The sequence below is a fragment of the Agreia sp. Leaf210 genome (genome assembly GCF_001421485.1).
Lineage (GTDB): Bacteria > Actinomycetota > Actinomycetes > Actinomycetales > Microbacteriaceae > Agreia.
The window spans coordinates 449,458-468,337 of sequence record NZ_LMKK01000003.1 but is presented as its reverse complement, the minus strand read 5'-3'; the positions used below and the strand labels follow the sequence as shown (position 1 = coordinate 468,337).

The following is an 18,880-nucleotide window of genomic DNA, read 5'->3' as shown; positions in this document are numbered from 1 at the left end:
CGCCCGGCCCTGTGGTTGACTCCGTTCATGACGACTTCAGGGCGCGACCGGGTGATCGACGATGCGGCTCGCCGCGGAATCCTCGTGGAGATCGTCGAACGCCCGCCGGCCAGCAGCCTCGAAGAGGTCGCGGCGGGGCTCGGCCTCGAACCGTCGGAGATCGTGAAGACCCTCGTCGTGAAACGGCACGACGGAGATTTCGTGTTCGCCCTGGTTCCCGGAGACCGGCAGATCAGCTGGGCGAAGCTGAGAGCCCTCGTGAACGTGAACAAGCTGTCGATGCCGCACCAAGATGTCGCCCGAGATGCCACGGGTTACGAGCGCGGCACGATCACGCCGCTGGGGAGTACGACGGCCTGGCCCGTGTTCGCCGACGAGCGCATCGTCGGCCGACGGATCGCCCTCGGCGCCGGCGAGCACGGCCTGTCGGCTTTCGTCGACGCAGACCAGCTTCTGGATTCCTACGGCGCGACGATCGCGGACATCACCGACGAACTGAAGCCCCGCGAGGCCTGATAGCCGCCACCGGCCGATCGCTAGCGGGCCAGAGACACGACGTGGCGCGCGTACTCGACGCGGCCGAAGACATCCGGCGCCGTCGCCGTGCTGAATACCGGCACGTTGCTCTGGTACTGCAGCTGACCGTTGCGAGCGGTCACCTGCACGAATCCCGTCATACGGGATTCGCGGGCCAGCAGGAAGAGAAGGCTCAGGATGAACACGAAGAAGAAGCCCACGATCGCCAAGACGATCGCCCAGGTCGGTGTCTTCTGTTCCACTCGGGTGAAATCGGAGACGAAGAACTCGGTGCCGACGAGCGGAACAGTCCCGGCAGGAGTGACCAGCCAGCTGCTGGTGACAGCGATCTCTCCGATGACGACCAGCGGAGGTTCTGATTGTGCGGCGGGGTGGGAATCGACAGGGGTGAGATCCGACATAGCCGAAGCTTAGAGGGCGGGCGCGCTCGGCGAGTCGACGGCTCCGCCGAAGCGGCGCGACCGACCCGTGTAGTGCTCGATGGCCTGCCACAGATCGACCCGCGTGAAGTCCGGCCAGAGGGTGTCGAGGAAGACCATCTCGGCGTAGGCGGACTGCCACAGCTGGAAGTTGCTGGTGCGCTGCTCGCCCGAGCTGCGCACGAACAGGTCGACATCGGGCAGATCGGGCAGGTAGAGGTGCTTCTGGATCGTCTTCTCGCTGATGCCCGAGGGCTTCAGACGGCCGGCGCGCACGTCTTCGGCGATGGCGGTGACCGCATCCACGATCTCGTTGCGACCGCCGTAGTTGACGCACATGCTCAACGTCATCGTGCTGTTGGTCGCGGTCATCTGCTCTGCGAGCTGCAGATCCTTGATGACGCTCGCCCAGAGTCTCGGCTTGCGACCGGCCCAGCGGATGCGCACGCCCCACTCATCGAGCTGATCGCGGCGGCGATGAAGTACCTCGCGATTGAAGCCCATGAGGAATCGCACCTCGTCGGGTGAGCGCTTCCAGTTCTCGGTCGAGAATGCGTAGACGCTCAGGTGCTTGACGCCGATCTGGATGGCGCCGGCGACCACGTCGAGCAGTGCGGCCTCGCCGGCGCGGTGTCCCTCCACCCGGGTCAGACCGCGGGAGTTGGCCCAGCGTCCGTTGCCATCCATCACCACGGCGACGTGGCCGGGCACCTGCGCCCGTGGGATCTCGGGCGGGTACACGCCCGTCCAATTGAGGGGCCGGAACTCGGGAACGTCCGATGCGCGGGATCTGGTCATGACACGGCCTCCTGGCGTCGTTTCTGGGCCGAGCGGTCGACGTGCTCGAGAGAGCGCAGGCCGCGCTCCAGATGCCACTGCGTGTAGGCCGAGACGACTCCGCTCGCTTTGGAGCGCGATGCCTGATCGGCGGCATCGGCCCGAGCCCAGTCTCCGGTCAGCAACGCGCTGAGCAGACCGATCGTCTGCTCGTCGAGGCGCACGGTTCCCGGAGGGGCGACGGAGTCGCTGACGACACCTCCGAGTTGCACGACGAATGCGGAGTGCGGCCCGGGCTCGCCGGTCACGGCGCAGTCGTGGAAGCTCGGCGCCCATCCTGCCATCGAGAGGGCGCGCAAGAGATAGGAATCGAGGGTGAGGCTGGCGCCGTGTTCGCCGCGTGACAGAGAACGGAGTGCGCCGACCAGCAGGAGGTACTGCGGGAGTCCGGCTTCGGCCTCGCTCAGCTTGTCGGCCGTCTCGACCATGGCGCTGGCCGCGGTGTAGCTCGCGTAGTCGGCGGTGATGGCCGCGCCGTAAGAGGAGATCGTCTCGGCCTGGGTGACCGTATCGAGCGACCGGCCCTCGTAGAACTGAACGTCGGCGACCATAAAAGGCTCGAGCCGGGCACCGAATTTCGAGCCCGTGCGACGGACCCCGCGGGCCACTGCCCGCACCTTGCCGTGCTGTCGAGTGAGCATGGTGACGATGCGGTCTGCCTCGCCCAGCTTGTGGGTTCGCAGCACGACGCAGTCGTCACGGTAAACAGGCACGATCCATTATCGACCCTGGTTCAGGGGATTGCCCGGCGCACGCGCGGTCGTGGTACACCTTGAAGGTGTCTGATGCCGTGGCCTTCTCCATCCCCCTCTGGTCGGATCTGCTGGCCGTGGGCATCGGCAGTCTGCAGGGCGCGATGTTCGCCTCGCAGTTCCGGGATCGCCGGCTGGATCTGCTCGGCGTCGCCATCATCGGTGTGGCGACGGGCCTCGGGGGCGGGCTTCTTCGCGACATCTTCCTCGTGGTGCCGCTCGTCGCCCTACACACGAACTGGTACCTGAGCGTCGCCGTACTCTCCGCACTCTTCGGCATGCTTTTGGTGCGCCTCTTCGAGCGGCTCGACACCGTGATCACCATTCTCGATGCGCTGACCATCGGCCTCTTCGGCGCCATCGGAACCACCAAAGCGCTCTCGCTGGGTCTGCCCGTGATCCCCTCGATCTTCGTGGGAGTCGTCTCCGCGGTCGGCGGCTCCGTCGTTCGGGATGTTCTTCTCGCGATGCCGATCGCGCTGATGCACGTCGGGTCGCTCTACGCTGTCGCTGCGGGAGCAGGCTCGGCGGTCCTCGTCGCATTCTGGGCCGGAGGCATGGACATCACCGTCGCCGCCGTGATCTGCGTCATCGTCACCACGGTGGTGCGCCTGCTGGCCGTGCGCTACGGATGGAGCCTGCCCGAGCAGCGCGCCATCCGCAGGATGCCCAGGATCTCGCGCGCGGCTCTGCGTCCACGCTGGCCCCGGCTCCGCCGAACGGCGAAGCCGGGGCAGCGCTGACGATCGGCCCCGTTCGCGATCAGACCGCGGCGAGCTCGCGATCCGAATCAGAGACCCGGATGGCGCGGTTCACGGCGCTGACGACGGCCTTCAGAGACGCCGTCGAGATGTCGGCGTCGATGCCGACGCCCCACAGCCTCGAGCCGTTGACCTGCAGTTCGACATAGGCGGCGGCCAGGGCATCGCCCGACGCGCTGAGGGCGTGCTCGACGTAGTCGTAGAGCTTGACCTCGACACCCTGCTCGCTCAGGACGTTGAGGAACGCGGCGATGGGTCCGTTACCCGACGCCTCCGTGTCGAGGGTCTCTTCACCGATGCGCAGCTCGACCTGCAGAGAGACGCTTCCCGACATGTCGCTGGCCGTGCGGGTGCGAGCCAGTTCGAATCGGCCCCACTTCGCTTCGGAGCGCTCAGCGGGAGCGGGCAGGTACTCGTCTTGGAAGATGGCCCAGATCTGGTCGCTCGTGACCTCGCCGCCCTCGGCGTCGGTCTTGGTCTGCACGACGCCCGAGAATTCGATCTGCAGTTTGCGCGGCAGATCGAGCGCGTGGTCGTTCTTCAGCAGGTACGCGACGCCGCCCTTGCCCGACTGCGAGTTGACACGGATGACCGCCTCGTAGCTGCGCCCCAGATCTTTGGGATCGACGGGGAGATACGGCACGGCCCAGACCAGCTCGTCGACGTCTTTGCCCTGAGCGGCAGCATCGACCGCCATGGCCTCGAAGCCCTTCTTGATCGCATCCTGATGCGAGCCGCTGAATGCGGTGTAGACCAGGTCGCCTGCCCAGGGGCTGCGCTCGGGCACCTTCAGCTGGTTGCAGTACTCGGCGGTGCGCCGGATCTCGTCGAGGTCGGAGAAGTCGATCTGCGGATCAATGCCCTGCGTGAACAGGTTGATGCCCAGCGCGACCAGGTCGACATTGCCCGTGCGCTCTCCGTTGCCGAAGAGACATCCCTCGATACGGTCGGCGCCCGCCATATAGCCCAGCTCGGCGGCGGCGATCGCCGTACCTCGGTCGTTGTGAGGGTGCAGCGACAGCACGATGTTCTCTCGGTGGGCGAGCCGGCGGCTCATCCACTCGATCGAGTCGGCGTAGACGTTCGGCGTCGCCATCTCGACGGTCGCCGGCAGGTTGATCATGACCTTGCGGTCTGCGGTCGGCTCGAAGATCTCGATGACCTGGTTGCAGACATCCAGCGCGAACTCCAGCTCCGTACCGGTGAAGCTCTCGGGAGAGTATTCGTAGTAGACGACCGTCTCGGGAATCGTGTTCTCGTACTGCCGGCAGAGCCGAGCTCCGGCCGTGGCGATGTCGATGATTCCCTGTCGGTCACTGCGGAAGACGACGTCGCGCTGCAGGATGGACGTGGAGTTGTAGAGATGCACGATGGCCTGCTTCGCGCCGGCGATCGACTCGTAGGTGCGGGCGATGAGGTGCTCGCGCGCCTGAGTCAGCACCTGGATGGTGACGTCTTCGGGAATCGCGTCTTCGTCGATGAGGCTGCGTACGAAGTCGAAATCGGTCTGGCTGGCGCTCGGAAACCCGACCTCGATCTCCTTGTAGCCCATGCGCACCAGCAGGTCGAACATCACGCGCTTGCGCTCCGGACTCATCGGATCGATGAGGGCCTGGTTGCCGTCGCGCAGATCGACCGCACACCATCGCGGTGCCTCGGTGATGCGCTTGTCCGGCCAGGTTCGGTCGGGCAGATCGACGACGATCTGCTCGTGGAAGGGACGGTACTTGTGGATCGGCATGGCCGATGCAGTTTGATTGTTCTTCACGGTCTTGTTCCTCTAGTGTCTTCGGATTGTCAGCCAATGACGAACTCCGCGACGAGGAAGGCCTGAGACTAGGACTCGTCGCGGCAGCTAAGAAGGAGCAGACCGAACAGCATGGTGCAACGCTAGCACCGTTTGCGGATGGCGACGATGACTTCTGGGACTGACCATCCGGTGCGGTTAGGCTGAAACAAAAGGGAGAGGCCGAATGCCTGAACAGCAGACCATCGTCATCGCCGGTGCCTCCGGCATGATCGGCACCGAATTGACCCGCCAGCTCGAGGCTGCCGGTCACCTGGTGATCCGGCTCGTTCGGCGGCCGACGCACCACCCGAAGGAACGGCAGTGGGATCCGGAGGTGTCGTGGCTGAATGTCGCCACGGTCGACGCAGCCGATGTCATCGTGAACCTGTCCGGCGCATCCATCTCTCGGCTGCCCTGGACCCTGCCGTACAAGAAGCAGATTCTCTCGTCGCGCATTCAGGCGACCAGCACCATTACGGCGGCGATCGCGAAGTCCTCGTCTCCCCCAGCGACGTTGGTGAACGGCTCTGCTGTCGGCTACTACGGAGATCGACCGGGCGAGATCCTGACCGAGACATCTGCCCAGGGCGACGGCTTTCTGGCGAAGGTCGTCGACGCGTGGGAGCGTGCCGCCGCCAAGGCCTCGCCCAATACACGGGTGGTCATGGCCAGGACTGGCCTCGTGCTCGGCAACGGCGGCGCGTTGAAGCCGCTGGAGATCCTGGCGCGTCTCGGGGTAGCCGGCCCACTCGGATCGGGCAAGCAGATCTGGCCGTGGATCAGCCTGCGCGACGAGGCTGCCGCGCTCGCACACCTCGCTCTGAACTCGTCGCTCTCCGGTCCCGTGAACTTGGCGGCCCCTCGCCCCGTGAGCGCCACAGAACTCACCGAGACTCTCGCCCGCTCGCTCAACCGCCCGTTCTGGCTTCCCGCACCGAGTTGGGCCATCAAGGCAGCCCTGGCCGACGCGGGCAAGGAGCTGCTGCTCTCAGATCAGAACGTCTCGTCGCAGCTGCTCGTCGCAGACGGCTTCGCATTCCGCGATCAGAACGTCGACGACGGCCTCAGCGCCGCACTGTCGGCGCCGCACCGTATGGCTCGCTGAGACCTGCTCAGATCGCTTGCCTGTTCAGCGCGATGGCACGGCGTAGCGCAGCGCGCGCGCGGCGCCGGTCGCCGCTGGCATCGTAGGCGAGGCCGAGCCTGAACCAGGCGCGCCAGCTCTCGGGGGCGGCGTCGACCTCGGCTCTGTATTGATCGAACTCGGCGTCTGCAGCTGCCCTGTCGGGCCGACCGCTGGGCCTCTTGGGAAGGCTGTCTTCGGGCAGCGACTCCTCGGCCTCGAGATCTTTGACCAGGCGTTCGGTGCGGATGCCGAAGAGAAGCTCACGCATCAGGGCCCAGGCGGCGATCAGCGGAAGAACGATGAGCGCGACTCCCAGCCCGATGGCGACGGGCTCCCCCGTCGCGACCAGGCGTACCGAGCGGTCGACCACGAGAATCAGATAGAGCGCCAGGAGAACCGCCATCGACCAGGCGGCGATGCGGCCCTTCACGGCGCCACTGTCTCGACGACGTCGCCGGCGCGACTCATCGCTCGCCCGCGTCGGGGCTGAGATCGACGAGCTTGTCGAGCCCGACGATGACACCCCTGGCCTGCGTTGCTGCACGAAGGGCGATCACGATGCCCGCCTCGTAGGCGCTCGGTGAGAGCGTCTCGTGGCTGATGGTGAGCACCTCGCCGACGCCGCCGAGAATGACGTCTTGTTTCGCCACGACCCCCTGCAGGCGCAGACTGTGGATCGGAACGCTCGCGACCTGCTGGCCTCGGGCGCGCTGGTCGGTGTGCGGAGCCGAGACCGGGCCGAGTGGGCCGCGAGCCGCGGCGATCAACTCGGCCGTTCTCACCGAGGTTCCCGAGGGAGAGTCGATCTTGGTGGCGTGGTGTGCCTCGACGATCTCGATCGAGTCGTAGAAGCGCGCGGCCATGGCCGCGAACGAACTCGCGAGCACCGATCCGACGGAGAAGTTGGGGATGATCACGGCGCCCAGTTCAGGGTTGTCGACCAGGCGTCGCTCCAGAGCCCGGATGCGATCGGCAGACCATCCGGAGGTACCGACCAAAACGGGGATCTCGTTCGTGAGCGCGAAATCGACGATCGAATGAGACACGGCGGGTACCGTGACATCGACAACGAGGTCGGCCCCGATCATCTCGGAAAGATCCCCCGACGATCCGATCCGCGCGAAGATCTCGAACCCCTCGGTCTCGTCGACGATTCGTGAGAAGAGTTGCCCCATGCGGCCGGATGCGCCGACGACGGCGACCTTCGTAGTCATGGCTCCAATCTACCAACGTCGGTGTCTGCCTTAGCCTTGAGCCATGGATATGCGCGACGCCCGAACGGATTCGCCGGCGGCCCACAGGCTGCTGACCGACTACTTCACCTGGCGCGCCAGCGAGTTCCCTCCGGCGCAGGGCACGTACACGATCAGCTATCCCGACCCGACCGCGTTCGTCGCGCCGGATGGCGCCTTTATCGTCGCCGTCGACGACGATGACGAGCCCGTGGGCTGCGGCGGTATTCGTCGCATCCCGCGCGACGAGGCGGGTCGGGCGCGGTTCGAGGTGAAGCACCTCTGGCTCGCTCCCGACAGTCGTGGCAAGGGTCTGGCCACCGCGATGATGGACGAGCTGGAATCGCGCGCACGGGAATTCGGTGCGGATGTCATGGTGCTCGACACGCACCACACCCTCACCGGGGCTGCGCGCCTCTACGCCTCGCGGTCGTACCTTCCCGTCGACGCGTACAACGAGAATCCGAATGCCACCGTCTGGTACCGGAAGGACCTGGGGCTGTCGGCCTAGGTCGTTCCGGCTCGGATAGAGGACTCGAGGTCAGTACGGCTGCGCTTCGGGCAGACCCGTGCGCAGCTCGACCGGCAGATGTCCCAGGTCGTTGTGGGTGACGAGCTCGGGCAGCCGTCCGGCCTTCACCGTGATGATGGTGAGGCCGCAGTTGGCCTGATTCACGCCCACCCATCGCCAATCCGGCGCGCCCATCGCCTCTCTCACGAGCCACCCGATGACGAAGTTGTGCGTGATCAGGAGGTCGTTCGTGGTCTCGCGGGTCGGCGACAGGAACTCGGCGACCGCGTCGGCCATCTGCGCCCTGCCGGCGTCGACCTGTTCGATCGTCACCGAGTTGAAGAACGGCTGGAACGAGTGCGGCATCTGGGGCGAGTAGCCCGTGGGAACGCAGTCGAAGAGCAGCGCCGTGGGCTCCGGCTGCAGCGCCGGCAGATGCGCTGCCATGATGGTGGCTGTGTCTTCTGCGCGCTGCAACGGCGAGTGCCACACGTTCGTGAACGGCACGCCGCCGAGGCGTTCCGCAATCAGTCGCGCCTGGCGCTGACCGCGCGGAGACAGAGGGCCGTCGTCCATGCCGTACTCGGCGTCCTGCTGTTCGCCGTGTCGAACGAGATACAGCGTGCGGGTCATGAGCTCGCTCCCGCCAGGGTCGCGCCGAGACGGTCGAAGGCGTTCTCCGAGATGGCGCCGACGGCAGAGATGGAGAACGGCCGGGATGCGATGTCGCGGGCGAGCTCCTGCACATCTCGTGGCGTGACTCGGTCGAGACGCCGCAGTGCCTCGTCGAGGTCGACGAACTCGCCCTGGGTGATCTCGGCGCGCCCGAGCCGCGACATCCGGGTGTCGGAGTCTTCGAGAGCCAGGGCCGCGGAGCCCGACAGCTGGCCGTGTGCACGCCGCAGCTCTTCGTCGGTGATGCCGTCGTCGGCGAGGAGCTGGAGCTGCTCGATCATCAGTTCGGCGACGTCGCCCACCCGAGCCGGAGTGCATCCGGCGTTCATACCGAAAAGACCGGCGTCGGAGTACGACGGAGCGAACGAGTATACGGAGTACGCCAGACCCCGCTTCTCGCGGATCTCCTGGAACAGTCTCGACGACATTCCGCCGCCGAACACCGATCCCAGCACGCTGAGCGCGGAGCGGCGTTCGTCGCCAGCCGTGAATCCGGAGGTTCCGACGATCAGACTCGCCTGCTCGTTCGGACGCTGCACCACGACCAGAGGTGCTCCGCGGTGGACCTCTACTCCGGTGGATTCTCGTCGCGCGACGGGTTCGGCCGCGCGTTCCAGATTCCAGCCCGCGGCGGTCAGCGCTGCAGTGACCCGCGCGACGAGTTCGTCGTGGTCGACCGCACCGGCCGCGGTGATCACGAGGTCTTGGGGGCGATAGTTCTCGAGGTAGTGCTGCCACACGGCGTCACGCGTGACCTCGCGAATAGTCTCGGCGCTGCCACCCACAGGGCGTCCGAGCGGATGGTCGCCGAGCACCGCTTCGAAGAACCGCTCCCCCGCGACGTCGGACGGGTCGTCGGACGCCTCGGCGAGCTCTTCGAGGATCACGCCGCGTTCGGTCTCGAACTCGCTGCGCTCGATCAACGATGACGTGAGCATGTCGGCGATGACGTCGACCGCCATCGGCAGATCTTTGTCGCGGACCTTGGCGTAGTAGCAGGTGTATTCCTTGCTCGTCGCAGCGTTGTGCTCGCCGCCCACGGCATCGAAGGCCACCGCGATGTCGAGGGCCGATCTCGTCGGTGTTCCTTTGAACAGCAGGTGCTCGAGAAAGTGCGTGGAACCGTAGCGCGAGGGAAGGGCGGGCGCCGCGGCCGTGGCGAGCACACTGCCGAGCTCGTCACGAGAACCCACGGCGACCCAGTACCCGACGGTGGCGCTTTGCGCACCGGGCATCTTCTCCGTGAGGATGCGCACCCCGGACGGGAGGATGGTGCGGCGGACCAGAGACCCCCCAGACGCTTCGACGCGGAGTTCGGGCAGGTTCAGAGGGAGGGGCACGGCGTTGTTCATCGGGCCCAGCCTATGTCACTCCGATGCGCGATCGAGGGCGTTCAGCTGGTGCGGCTCGAGAACCAGATCGGCGGATGCGACGAGGTCGGCGACCTGTTTCGCCGACGCCGCCCGCACCACGGGAGCGATGACGTTCGGTTTCGATCGAACCCAGGCGAGCGCACACGCGGCGAGTGACGCGTTCTGCTCAGCGGCGACCCGCTCGAGCGATTTCAGGACTCGGAATCCCTCGCGACCCACGTGCGTGGCCGCATCGGCGAACATGATCGACTCCGGAACGTCGCTCCGCACGCGGTAATCGCCGGTGAGGAAGCCGTTCGCCAGGGGCAGCCGGGCGAAGATACCGATGTTGAGCGACTTCGCTGCGGGCAACAGGTCGTTCTCGACCGGTCGTCGGGTCATCAGGCTGTACGGGCTGAACACCGCTCGAAAACGGGGCAGTTCGTTCTCGTCTGCGAGCCTGCGCGCCTCGAGGAGACGGGCGCCGGAATACGATGACGCCGCCAATGCCCGGATCTTGCCGCTGTCGATGAGCGTGGCGGCAGCCGCCAGACTCTCCTCAAGCGGCGTGTGCGGGTGGTCGCTGTCGAACGAGAGCAGGTCGAGGTGATCGGTCTGGAGCCGCTCGAGGCTCGCCTCGGTCGCCGTCACGATGTCGCTGGCGGAGAGGCCGGGCGCATCCGGATGGCGGCCGATCTTGGTGGCGAGGAACACGCGGGAGCGCGCCTTTCGGCTGCGCACCCAATTGCCGATCATGATCTCGCTGCGACCGCCCGCGTAGTGATCGGCCGTGGAGATGAGCCGGCCGCCGGCCCCATGAAACGCATCGAGGGCCTCGGCGGTCGCGGCGACGCCAGAAGCCCACCCGAAGACGTTTCCGTCGATGGCGAGTCGGAATCGGGCGGGTGGCAGGCCTTGGCTGGAGCTGGCGTCGTCGTTCGGCGTCATGAGGGCAGTGTAGTTGTGAGACCGGAGAAATGACGAAGGCCCGCCCCACCGGAGTGGGACGGGCCGTCGATCAGAGGTGACTAGCCTTCGGCCGGAGCCTCGGGACCCTCGCTGGCTGCAGCGGATCCCTCGGTGTCGGATTCGTCGGCAACGACCGGAGCGAGCGACAGCTTTCCGCGGTCGTCGATCTTGGTGATCTCGACCAGGATCTTCTGGCCGACGCCGAGCACGTCTTCGACGTTCTCTACGCGCTTGCCACCGGCGAGCTTGCGCACCTCGGAGATGTGCAGCAGGCCGTCCTTGCCCGGAAGCAGCGACACGAACGCACCGAACGTCGCGATCTTGACGACGGTTCCGAGGAACTGCTCGCCGACCTCGGGGTTGGTCGGGTTGGCGATCGCGTTGACCTGGGCGCGAGCGGCCTCGGCGGAGGGACCGTCGACGGCACCGATGTACACGGTTCCGTCTTCCTCGATCGAGATGTCGGCGCCGGTCTCGTCCTGGATGGAGTTGATCGTCTTGCCCTTCGGGCCGATCAGCTCGCCGATCTTGTCGACGGGGATCTGCACGCTGATCACGCGGGGCGCGGTCGGTGCCATCTCGTCGGGAGCGTCGATCGCGGAGTTGATGACGTTGAGGATCGCGGTGCGCGCGGCCTTCGCCTGCTTCAGGGCGCCGTCGAGCACGCTCGTGGGCAGACCGTCGAGCTTCGTGTCGAGCTGGATCGCGGTGATGAAATCACTCGTTCCGGCGACCTTGAAGTCCATGTCGCCGAGCGCGTCTTCTGCACCCAGGATGTCGGTGAGGGCCGCGTAACGGGTCTCTCCGTCGATGGTGTCGGAGACGAGGCCCATGGCGATTCCGGCGACGGGTGCGCGCAGCGGCACACCGGCGTTCAGCAGCGACAGGGTCGAGGCGCAGACGGAACCCATCGACGTGGAGCCGTTGGAACCCAGAGCCTCGGAGACCTGGCGGATGGCGTAGGGGAACTCGTCGCGGCTGGGAAGCACGGGTGCGATGGCGCGCTCGGCCAGGAAGCCGTGCCCGATCTCGCGGCGCTTCGGCGAACCGACGCGACCCGTCTCACCGGTGGAGTAGGGCGGGAAGTTGTAGTGGTGCAGGTAGCGCTTCTTCTTGATCGGGCTCAGCGAGTCGATCTGCTGCTCCATCTTGAGCATGTTCAGCGTGGTGACGCCCAGGATCTGGGTCTCACCGCGCTGGAAGATGGCGGAACCGTGCACGCGCGGGATGACCTGAACCTCGGCATCGAGCGGACGGATGTCGGCGAGGCCACGACCATCAATGCGGACGCCCTCGGTGAGGATACGACCGCGGACGACGGTCTTGGTGACCGACTTGTATGCGGCCGAGACCATCGGCGGGATGTCGCCCGACAGTTCGCCTGCGGAGACCTTCTCGTTGATAGCGAGCTTGACGCGCTCTTTCAGTGCGTCGTCTGCATCCTGGCGCTCGGTCTTGTCGGCGATCTGGTAGATCGAGACGAGCTCGTCGTACGCGAGTTCTGCGACCGCGTCGTATCCAGCCTGGCTGTAGGCGGGGAACACGGGGTATTCGCGGACGGGCTTGTTCACCTGCGCGGCGAGCGAGGCCTGGGCCTCGACGAGCTGCTTGAGGAACGGCTTGGCGGCCTCGAGGCCCTGGGCCACGATCTCCTCGTTCGGCTTCGTGGCGCCGGCCTGAATCAGGTTCCAGCTGTTCTCGGTGGCCTCGGCCTCGACCATCATGATCGCGACGTCCTGGTTGCCCTGGGCGTCGGTGACGACGCGGCCGGCGACGGTCAGGTCGAACACGGCCTCTTCGAGCTGCGAGTACTTGGGGAAGGCGACCCACTGGTCACCGATCAGTGCCAGGCGTACGCCGGCGATGGGGCCCGAGAACGGGATGCCCGAGATCTGGCTCGATGCGGAGGCCGCGTTGATCGCCAGGGTGTCGTAGAACTCATCGGGCGCGATGCTGAGCACCGTGATGACGACCTGGACCTCGTTGCGGAGGCCGTTGACGAACGACGGGCGCAGGGGGCGGTCGATCAGGCGGCAGACCAGGATGGCCTCGGTCGAGGGACGTCCCTCACGGCGGAAGAACGATCCGGGGATCTTTCCCGCGGCGTAGCTGCGCTCTTCGACATCGATGGTGAGCGGGAAGAAGTCGAAGTTGTCCTTCGGGTGCTTTCCGATGCTGGTGGCACTCAGCAGCATGGTTTCCTCGTCGAGGTAGGCCGCGACGGCGCCCTGTGCCTGCTGTGCCAGACGTCCCGCTTCGAAGCGGACCGTGCGGGTGCCGAACTTGCCGTTATCGATAACGGCTTCGGCGAATTTGATTTCTGGACCCTCCATATGGGGGTTTCTCCTTATGTGTTGTCTCCCGCCATGCAGGCGAAGAGAATTCGCGGCCCCGTGTGGGCTCTCGCGATGCGTACAGCGGAGTGGGGTGACAGAGCGACATGCGGGTGCTCGCCGATTGCGAGACCCGTGCACGTACGCGCCTTATCGAATCCGAGGGATTCGTCAGAACCATCAGAGCATGGGGCGCATGTCTGGCCAACAGTAGAAAACCTCGGACCACTTCTCGCGTTCCGAAACCCACCACCGGTGACCAGCGTCCTGCCGGCCTGCTCCGCATTTGATGCTCGTGTATTTATTTGTTCGCATTGCCCACGAGGGGCAACAGGCTGATCTTAGCAGGCGTGTGCTCAATGCAGCCGGATAGCGTCGATTGCGCCTTCGGCGGGTCGGCCGACCTCGACCGTAAGCGGGCGAGACAGACGGGTGAACGGTCGAGACGGATCGGGCAGCTTGCCGTCGCCGAAGACTCGTGCGGGCACCGTCACGAGCACTCCCTCGTCTCGGAGGGCCTCGAGGGTCTTCCCGATGGATGCGCCGGTCCCCCGAGGAAGGAATCCCGCGCGAGCGGGCGTCGGCCCACCTGCGAAGTACGCCTCGACCCGGAGCTCACGGCCGAGCCAGCGGGTCGCTCCGGGCCAGAGCACGACGGTCAGGGCGGGATCGGTCCAGCCGAGCGCGAGGTCGATGGAGTCCTGACGCCGGTTGCTCTCGTCGAGCATGAGCACGCCGTCGACAGCGATCTCCCGCAGGTCGAATCCGTCGAGCCTCACGAGTCGTGACGCGGAATTGCGATCTCGCCCGCTTCGAACCCCGAGGCGCACGATCTGCACGATGGCCGGCACGGCCACGACGACCGCGACGATTCCGATCACGGTGCCCACCACAGGCACACGCGACGTCATCGAAGCAGCCAGGGCGGCGACGACAACGATGCCCAGGAGAAACGGCTCCCACACGAGGAGGGAGAGCTTTCTGCGGGGTGCGGGCATTGCTCAATCCAAGCACGTCCGAGCACGCTGGCCCGACCGTCAGTAGGCGCGGCCCATCCGGAGTACGACACGGAGTCCGTGCCGAGTGACGACGATGTCACACGGGATGCGGGGCGCCTTGCCCCTGTCGGACAACCGCCCCAGGCAGGCGTCGACCGGTGCCTCGAGGCCACGAGGCACGAAGCCTACGACGCCGCTGAGCTCCGAGCCCATCCAGAGACGCACCGGCATCGGGGCGTCTACGCGATCCTCGGCCGGCGGACGGCGCTCGACGAATGCGTCCGTCGGAGAAACCAGCGCCTCCTGAAGCTCGGTCAACTCGTTCTGGAAGGGTGAGCTGCCGGCGACCTTCAACGTGACGCTGGTGAACCGGGGGAAGAGATTGTAGGTGTAGTCGGCGAGGGAGCCCGCACCCGCATCGTGCTTGTCGGGCACGTCCGACTCTCTGCGATCGCCGATGACCATGGAGCCATTCAACTCCCCCGGCATTCGGGAAGGAAGAGCGAGATGCGGAATGGCTCAGCGAGTCAGGCCGATAGCCAGATCGACCCGCAGGCCGTTCTTGGTCTGTCGGATCGTGGCCTTCATACGGGTCGACTTGCCCGAATCGACGAGCCGACCGAGTGCGGCTTCGACCGGAGCCTCGAGACCGCGGGGTATGAAGCCGACGACCGGGGAGGGCCGCTGGTTCACGAAGAGCCGCACGGGCGTCGGCGCATCCGTTCGTTCGTCGTCGACGCTGCGTCGCGAGATGAAGGCCTCGGTCTCGGTCACTCCCTGGTCGAGGACCGCGCGCAGCGCGTCCTGACAGGGATCGCTGTCGGCCAGCTGGATGCGCACCTTCTGATTGCGGGGTATCAGGTCGTAGAGGTAGTCGTCGAGCGATCCCGCACCCTGGTCGGTCTTCGCGAGCTCGGGGTTGTTGACACGGCCGAACGAAAGGAATCTCATTCGTCTATCCAAGCGCCTGCGCGGCTCGTGCGCGAACTCGTCCACGCCGGCCGCGCCGCGCGAGCGACACCGACATCAGCACGACGCCGAGCACCACGCCGATGGTGCCGCCGGAGGTGTTCGCCAGCACATCGTCGAGATCGGCGACCCGCGTCGGGAGGAGTGCGCCCTGCCAGATCTCGATGGCGCACGAGATCGCCGCGCAGAGGAGGATCGCGAGCCACCAGCGCCGACGACCGAACAGCAGAACGAAGAAGACACCCAGGGGGATGAACATCGCGATATTCGCGACGAACTCGACCCTGTCGAAGGTGATCCAGTCGGTGGCCTCGTAGCGTTCGAAGAAGTCGAGGAAGCGCCAGAGAACGCTGCTCGTGCCCGCATCGTAGGGCTCCGGACCGAGTGTGACCCATGCGACGCCGGCCAGGTAGAGAACCGTGAGCAGAGAGAGCACGGGATGGCGTCGGAACATGACTCGATACTGCCGCACAAGTCTTGGTGGATCGTGTGCATGCTCTGTTCTAGAGTCGAGATATGACTGACAGAGAACTGGACGAGAGTAGCAACAACGACGGCAACGAGGACCTGCTCGAGGTATCGAGCGAACTCGACGACAGGGGCGACGCCGAATTCACGAACCCGGGCGATCCCTCGGTCGACGATGAGGAGTCCCTCGACGAGGATCTGCTCGACGGCACGGACACGGAGTTCAGTGTCGAGGAGAGTATCGACACTCTGCAGATCGACGATCCGGATGAGACGAACGACGATCTCGACGACGAGGACTACAAGGCCGAGAGTGCCGACGAGCTCGGCGACGACGACCGCGTCTGAGAGCCAGACACCGCCACACATGCGAATGGGCCGTTCTCCCCTCGGGGAGAACGGCCCATCGTCAAGAAATGCGGCGAACTATCGACGCAGGCCCAGACGCTCGATCAGCGCGCGGTAGCGCCCGATCTCGACATCGGCCAGGTAACCCAGCAGGCGGCGACGCTGTCCGACCAGGAGCAGGAGTCCACGACGCGAGTGGTGGTCGTGCTTGTGCTCCTTGAGGTGCTCCGTGAGGTCCTTGATGCGACGCGTGAGCATCGCGACCTGGACCTCGGGGGATCCGGTGTCACCGGGGTGAGTTGCGTATTCTTCGATGATCGCCTTCTTGACATCAGCTTCAAGAGCCATAGTTGGTGATCCCCTTTCTCCTCATTGCGCGGTGCCCGTCACAGTATGTGCGGGCTCTCTTTATCCGCGGCCGTTAGACGGCAACCTTGTGATTCTAGCAGATCGATCGAGAGCCGGTCGGCTAGTGCTGAACGATCGCGAGGAGCGGCAGGCGACGGCGCAGCCGAAGGGTGAATCGACCGCTTCGAGCGAGCACGACGCCCACGACGAGCGCGGCGACAGCGGGCACCACCCCCGACACGAGCATGCCGAACGGGGCGCCGTAGCTCTCGACGAGCCACCCCATGAGCGGGCCACCGAGCGCCTGGCCACCGAGCAGCACCAGGACGTAGACCGACATGACGCGGCCGCGGATAGACACGTTGCTCGACAGCTGGATGAGCTGGTTCGCTCCCGTGAGGAACTGCAACGTGCAGAACCCCACCACAACGAGAAGCACGCAGACCACGGGCTCGGTGGGAGCACCGGAGACGATCGCCTGAACGGTTCCCCAGGCGAGGCCGGTGATCACCACGGCCCGAAGCCGGATGCTCGTCCGGCGGGTCGAGAGCACCGCGCCGGCCAGCGCACCGACGGCGACGAGCGAGTTGAACAGACCGTATCCCCCGGGTCCGCTGTCGAAGACATCCGAGGCGTAGGCCGCGAGCAGCACGGGCATGTTGAGGGCGAAGACCGCGACGAACGCCACCATGACGACAGTCCAGAGGATCGTGGGCTTGGCCAAGACGTACGACAGGCCCTCCTTGAGCTGACCCTTGGCCCGCGGGGCTACGGGAGCCGGGTACAGGGTGGCGGAATTCAGCATCAAGACCGTGATCACCACACCCAGGCACGCGACGGCGTTGATCGCGAACGACCATCCGGCGCCGACCGAGACGAGCAGCACCCCGCCGATCGCCGGCCCGATCAATGCGCCGAGCTGGAAGACCGACGAGTTGAGGCTGATGGCGTTGCGCAGATACTTCGGCCCGACGAGTTCGTTCACGAAGACCTGGCGGGTGGGGTTGTCGATCACCGTGGCGAGACCCACGACGAGTGCGACGAGCATGATGTGCCATACCTCGACCACTCCGGTGAGCGCCAGCACCGCCAAGGCGACACTGGCGAGCAGCGAGACGCTCTGCGTGATCGCCAGCAGCATCCGCTTCGAGTAGCGGTCGACGAGCACGCCACCGTAGAGCCCGAGGAACAGCATCGGTGCGAACTGCAGAGCGACGGTCAGGCCGACGGCGGCGACGCTTCCGGAGAGTTCGAGTACCAGCCAGTCCTGGGCGATCCGCTGGATCCAGAGGGCCGTCATGGCGACGATATTGGCGGAGGTGAAGAGTCGGAAGTTGGGGACTCTCAGTGAGGAGAAGGTGTCTTTCCATGGCGGTGCCGAGGTCAGCACGGGCATGGGGGCGGTTACGGGAAACGGGTCGGAGGGAGGGGGTGTCACGAATAATCCAAGTGCGAGATAACGAAAGCGGTTGCGTATGAAATGGGGATGCCGAGCATCCGATTCCTCAACGCTATTGCCACCCCCAGTCATTCCCCGAGTAAATTGACCCTATAACTCCCATTACTTTTCCGAATGAGACCCGTGTTCGACCCCACTCTCCTCCGCACCTTCCTCGCCGTCGCCGAGACCTCGAGCTTCACGGTTGCCGCCCAGCGTCTGGGCATCAGCCAACCCACCGTGAGCCAGCACGTCAGGCGACTCGAGCAGGCCTCTGGCCGCCTGCTCGTCGCCCGAGACACGCGCGACGTGTCGCTGACCGACAACGGGGATGCGATGGCCGGGTTCGCGCGCACGATCCTCGCGGCCCACAGCGCCGCCGATGACTACTTCAGCGGCTCGGCGATGAAGGGAAAGCTCCGGTTCGGTGCCGCCGACGACTTGGCGATCACGCAGCTCCCCCGCATACTCCGGCACTTCCGCCAGCTCTATCCGCAGATCAACCTCGAGCTCACCGTCGACCAGTCGGGGCCGCTCTTTCGCAAACTGCACGCCGGTTCGCTCGATCTCATCTTCATCAAACAGAAGCCCGAGACGACAGACGGGACGGTGGTGAGGCGGGACCAGCTCGTCTGGGTCGGACAAGAGAAGACGATCGTCGAGCTCGGTGCACCGGTGCCGCTCATCACCTACCAGGGAACGACTGTCAGCCGGACGAGTGCGATCGAGGCGCTGGAGCAGGCTGGTCGGCGCTGGCGCATCACCTGCAACACGCGGGAGGTGAACGGTCTTCTGGCCGCAGTGCGAGCGGGTCTCGGCGTCGCGGTCTTTCCCCGGTCGCTCATTCCCGACGATCTGGTCGTGGTCGGCAATCGCTTCGACCTGCCCGTGCTGGGCGAGGTCGATCTGACTCTCCTCCGCAACCCGGCGGCTCCGGCGGAGCCTGTCGATGCCCTCATCTCGGCGATCATGGGCCGCACACTCAACCGAACGGCGTAGCGAGACATCGCCGTTCATC

The 18,880-nt window shown here is 65.8% G+C and carries 22 protein-coding genes; 6 read left to right on the top strand and 16 right to left on the bottom strand.

Annotated features, from left to right (window positions below):
• Positions 1 to 27 precede the first annotated feature (27 nt).
• On the top strand, positions 28 to 516 hold the full coding sequence (locus ASE64_RS12625) for an aminoacyl-tRNA deacylase (protein ID WP_055781032.1): 489 nt from the start codon (positions 28 to 30) through the stop codon (positions 514 to 516).
• A gap of 20 nt (positions 517 to 536) precedes the next feature.
• On the opposite strand, the gene ASE64_RS12620 is transcribed toward ASE64_RS12625, so the two are convergent.
• From ASE64_RS12620 to recO, 3 genes are read right to left on the bottom strand one after another with little or no spacing between them, the layout of a single operon-like run.
• Positions 537 to 938, bottom strand: coding sequence for a hypothetical protein (locus ASE64_RS12620; protein ID WP_055781029.1), 402 nt, complete (start codon positions 936 to 938; stop codon positions 537 to 539).
• 9 nt (positions 939 to 947) lie between these two features.
• A complete protein-coding gene (locus tag ASE64_RS12615) occupies positions 948 to 1,754 on the bottom strand; it encodes an isoprenyl transferase (protein WP_055781026.1) in 807 nt (268 codons plus the stop codon).
• The gene (gene recO, locus ASE64_RS12610; RefSeq protein ID WP_055781024.1) at positions 1,751 to 2,506 is read right to left on the bottom strand and encodes a DNA repair protein RecO; all 756 of its coding nucleotides are present in this window, start codon (positions 2,504 to 2,506) and stop codon (positions 1,751 to 1,753) included. Before recO ends, ASE64_RS12615 begins: the two co-directional genes overlap by 4 nt.
• Positions 2,507 to 2,583: 77 nt before the next feature.
• Between recO and ASE64_RS12605 the strand changes: the two genes are divergently transcribed.
• A complete protein-coding gene (locus ASE64_RS12605; RefSeq protein WP_235480615.1) occupies positions 2,584 to 3,288 on the top strand; it encodes a trimeric intracellular cation channel family protein in 705 nt (234 codons plus the stop codon).
• A 19-nt stretch (positions 3,289 to 3,307) separates the two neighbouring features.
• Here ASE64_RS12605 and leuA read toward each other — a convergent pair whose 3' ends face one another.
• On the bottom strand, positions 3,308 to 5,074 hold the full coding sequence (gene leuA / locus ASE64_RS12600) for a 2-isopropylmalate synthase (protein WP_055781016.1): 1,767 nt from the start codon (positions 5,072 to 5,074) through the stop codon (positions 3,308 to 3,310).
• A 205-nt stretch (positions 5,075 to 5,279) separates the two neighbouring features.
• On the opposite strand from leuA, the gene ASE64_RS12595 reads away from it, so the two are divergent.
• Positions 5,280 to 6,200 carry a TIGR01777 family oxidoreductase gene (locus ASE64_RS12595; RefSeq protein WP_055781013.1) on the top strand — a complete coding sequence of 307 codons (921 nt, stop codon included), beginning with the start codon at positions 5,280 to 5,282 and terminating at the stop codon, positions 6,198 to 6,200.
• A 7-nt stretch (positions 6,201 to 6,207) separates the two neighbouring features.
• Here the strand turns inward: ASE64_RS12595 and ASE64_RS12590 are convergent, their stop codons facing one another.
• Complete coding sequence (locus tag ASE64_RS12590; RefSeq protein WP_055782005.1) at positions 6,208 to 6,624, bottom strand: tetratricopeptide repeat protein; 417 nt, start codon at positions 6,622 to 6,624, stop codon at positions 6,208 to 6,210.
• A gap of 61 nt (positions 6,625 to 6,685) precedes the next feature.
• Positions 6,686 to 7,435, bottom strand: a complete 750-nt coding sequence (dapB, locus tag ASE64_RS12585; RefSeq protein WP_055781010.1) for a 4-hydroxy-tetrahydrodipicolinate reductase — start codon at positions 7,433 to 7,435, stop codon at positions 6,686 to 6,688.
• A gap of 43 nt (positions 7,436 to 7,478) precedes the next feature.
• On the opposite strand from dapB, the gene ASE64_RS12580 reads away from it, so the two are divergent.
• Positions 7,479 to 7,964: a GNAT family N-acetyltransferase gene (locus tag ASE64_RS12580; protein ID WP_055781007.1), complete on the top strand. Its 486-nt coding sequence runs from the start codon at positions 7,479 to 7,481 to the stop codon at positions 7,962 to 7,964.
• Between the two features lie 30 nt (positions 7,965 to 7,994).
• Here ASE64_RS12580 and ASE64_RS12575 read toward each other — a convergent pair whose 3' ends face one another.
• From ASE64_RS12575 to ASE64_RS12540, 8 genes are all read right to left on the bottom strand, one after another.
• On the bottom strand, positions 7,995 to 8,597 hold the full coding sequence (locus tag ASE64_RS12575) for a histidine phosphatase family protein (protein ID WP_055781004.1): 603 nt from the start codon (positions 8,595 to 8,597) through the stop codon (positions 7,995 to 7,997).
• The gene (locus ASE64_RS12570) at positions 8,594 to 9,991 is read right to left on the bottom strand and encodes a M16 family metallopeptidase (RefSeq protein WP_055781001.1); all 1,398 of its coding nucleotides are present in this window, start codon (positions 9,989 to 9,991) and stop codon (positions 8,594 to 8,596) included. The genes ASE64_RS12575 and ASE64_RS12570 overlap by 4 nt, the downstream gene beginning before the upstream one ends.
• Before the next feature lie 15 nt (positions 9,992 to 10,006).
• The gene (locus ASE64_RS12565; RefSeq protein ID WP_055780999.1) at positions 10,007 to 10,939 is read right to left on the bottom strand and encodes an aldo/keto reductase; all 933 of its coding nucleotides are present in this window, start codon (positions 10,937 to 10,939) and stop codon (positions 10,007 to 10,009) included.
• Between the two features lie 80 nt (positions 10,940 to 11,019).
• Entirely contained in the window at positions 11,020 to 13,293 is a 2,274-nt protein-coding gene (locus tag ASE64_RS12560; RefSeq protein WP_055780996.1) for a polyribonucleotide nucleotidyltransferase, read from the bottom strand.
• A 356-nt stretch (positions 13,294 to 13,649) separates the two neighbouring features.
• Positions 13,650 to 14,291, bottom strand: coding sequence for a hypothetical protein (locus ASE64_RS12555; RefSeq protein ID WP_055780993.1), 642 nt, complete (start codon positions 14,289 to 14,291; stop codon positions 13,650 to 13,652).
• A gap of 39 nt (positions 14,292 to 14,330) precedes the next feature.
• Positions 14,331 to 14,756, bottom strand: coding sequence for a hypothetical protein (locus ASE64_RS12550; RefSeq protein ID WP_055780990.1), 426 nt, complete (start codon positions 14,754 to 14,756; stop codon positions 14,331 to 14,333).
• A 54-nt stretch (positions 14,757 to 14,810) separates the two neighbouring features.
• Complete coding sequence (locus tag ASE64_RS12545) at positions 14,811 to 15,242, bottom strand: hypothetical protein (RefSeq protein ID WP_055780987.1); 432 nt, start codon at positions 15,240 to 15,242, stop codon at positions 14,811 to 14,813.
• 4 nt (positions 15,243 to 15,246) lie between these two features.
• Positions 15,247 to 15,714: a VanZ family protein gene (locus ASE64_RS12540; protein WP_055780983.1), complete on the bottom strand. Its 468-nt coding sequence runs from the start codon at positions 15,712 to 15,714 to the stop codon at positions 15,247 to 15,249.
• A 62-nt stretch (positions 15,715 to 15,776) separates the two neighbouring features.
• Between ASE64_RS12540 and ASE64_RS12535 the strand changes: the two genes are divergently transcribed.
• Positions 15,777 to 16,076: a hypothetical protein gene (locus tag ASE64_RS12535; protein WP_055780980.1), complete on the top strand. Its 300-nt coding sequence runs from the start codon at positions 15,777 to 15,779 to the stop codon at positions 16,074 to 16,076.
• A 78-nt stretch (positions 16,077 to 16,154) separates the two neighbouring features.
• Here ASE64_RS12535 and rpsO read toward each other — a convergent pair whose 3' ends face one another.
• Positions 16,155 to 16,424 carry a 30S ribosomal protein S15 gene (gene rpsO, locus ASE64_RS12530; RefSeq protein WP_055780977.1) on the bottom strand — a complete coding sequence of 90 codons (270 nt, stop codon included), beginning with the start codon at positions 16,422 to 16,424 and terminating at the stop codon, positions 16,155 to 16,157.
• Between the two features lie 121 nt (positions 16,425 to 16,545).
• Positions 16,546 to 17,862 (bottom strand): MFS transporter, encoded by a 1,317-nt coding sequence (locus ASE64_RS12525; protein WP_235480614.1) that lies wholly within the window; start codon positions 17,860 to 17,862, stop codon positions 16,546 to 16,548.
• Positions 17,863 to 18,006: 144 nt separating this feature from the next.
• Here ASE64_RS12525 and ASE64_RS12520 point away from each other — a divergent pair, with 144 nt between their 5' ends.
• Positions 18,007 to 18,861, top strand: coding sequence for a LysR substrate-binding domain-containing protein (locus ASE64_RS12520; protein WP_055780970.1), 855 nt, complete (start codon positions 18,007 to 18,009; stop codon positions 18,859 to 18,861).
• Positions 18,862 to 18,880 lie beyond the last annotated feature (19 nt).

Bases quoted from the DNA above. Each gene is read 5' to 3' on its own strand.
- ASE64_RS12595 (WP_055781013.1), top strand. From the start codon at position 5,280: ATGCCTGAACAGCAGACCATCGTCATCGCCGGTGCCTCCGGCATGATC.
- ASE64_RS12625 (WP_055781032.1), top strand. From the start codon at position 28: ATGACGACTTCAGGGCGCGACCGGGTGATCGACGATGCGGCTCGCCGC.
- ASE64_RS12555 (WP_055780993.1), bottom strand. From the start codon at position 14,291: ATGCCCGCACCCCGCAGAAAGCTCTCCCTCCTCGTGTGGGAGCCGTTT.
- ASE64_RS12550 (WP_055780990.1), bottom strand. From the start codon at position 14,756: ATGGTCATCGGCGATCGCAGAGAGTCGGACGTGCCCGACAAGCACGAT.
- ASE64_RS12590 (WP_055782005.1), bottom strand. From the start codon at position 6,624: ATGGCGGTTCTCCTGGCGCTCTATCTGATTCTCGTGGTCGACCGCTCG.
- ASE64_RS12575 (WP_055781004.1), bottom strand. From the start codon at position 8,597: ATGACCCGCACGCTGTATCTCGTTCGACACGGCGAACAGCAGGACGCC.
- ASE64_RS12540 (WP_055780983.1), bottom strand. From the start codon at position 15,714: ATGTTCCGACGCCATCCCGTGCTCTCTCTGCTCACGGTTCTCTACCTG.
- ASE64_RS12565 (WP_055780999.1), bottom strand. From the start codon at position 10,939: ATGACGCCGAACGACGACGCCAGCTCCAGCCAAGGCCTGCCACCCGCC.
- rpsO (WP_055780977.1), bottom strand. From the start codon at position 16,424: ATGGCTCTTGAAGCTGATGTCAAGAAGGCGATCATCGAAGAATACGCA.
- ASE64_RS12545 (WP_055780987.1), bottom strand. From the start codon at position 15,242: ATGAGATTCCTTTCGTTCGGCCGTGTCAACAACCCCGAGCTCGCGAAG.
- ASE64_RS12535 (WP_055780980.1), top strand. From the start codon at position 15,777: ATGACTGACAGAGAACTGGACGAGAGTAGCAACAACGACGGCAACGAG.
- ASE64_RS12570 (WP_055781001.1), bottom strand. From the start codon at position 9,991: ATGAACAACGCCGTGCCCCTCCCTCTGAACCTGCCCGAACTCCGCGTC.
- ASE64_RS12615 (WP_055781026.1), bottom strand. From the start codon at position 1,754: ATGACCAGATCCCGCGCATCGGACGTTCCCGAGTTCCGGCCCCTCAAT.
- ASE64_RS12620 (WP_055781029.1), bottom strand. From the start codon at position 938: ATGTCGGATCTCACCCCTGTCGATTCCCACCCCGCCGCACAATCAGAA.
- ASE64_RS12560 (WP_055780996.1), bottom strand. From the start codon at position 13,293: ATGGAGGGTCCAGAAATCAAATTCGCCGAAGCCGTTATCGATAACGGC.
- dapB (WP_055781010.1), bottom strand. From the start codon at position 7,435: ATGACTACGAAGGTCGCCGTCGTCGGCGCATCCGGCCGCATGGGGCAA.
- ASE64_RS12580 (WP_055781007.1), top strand. From the start codon at position 7,479: ATGGATATGCGCGACGCCCGAACGGATTCGCCGGCGGCCCACAGGCTG.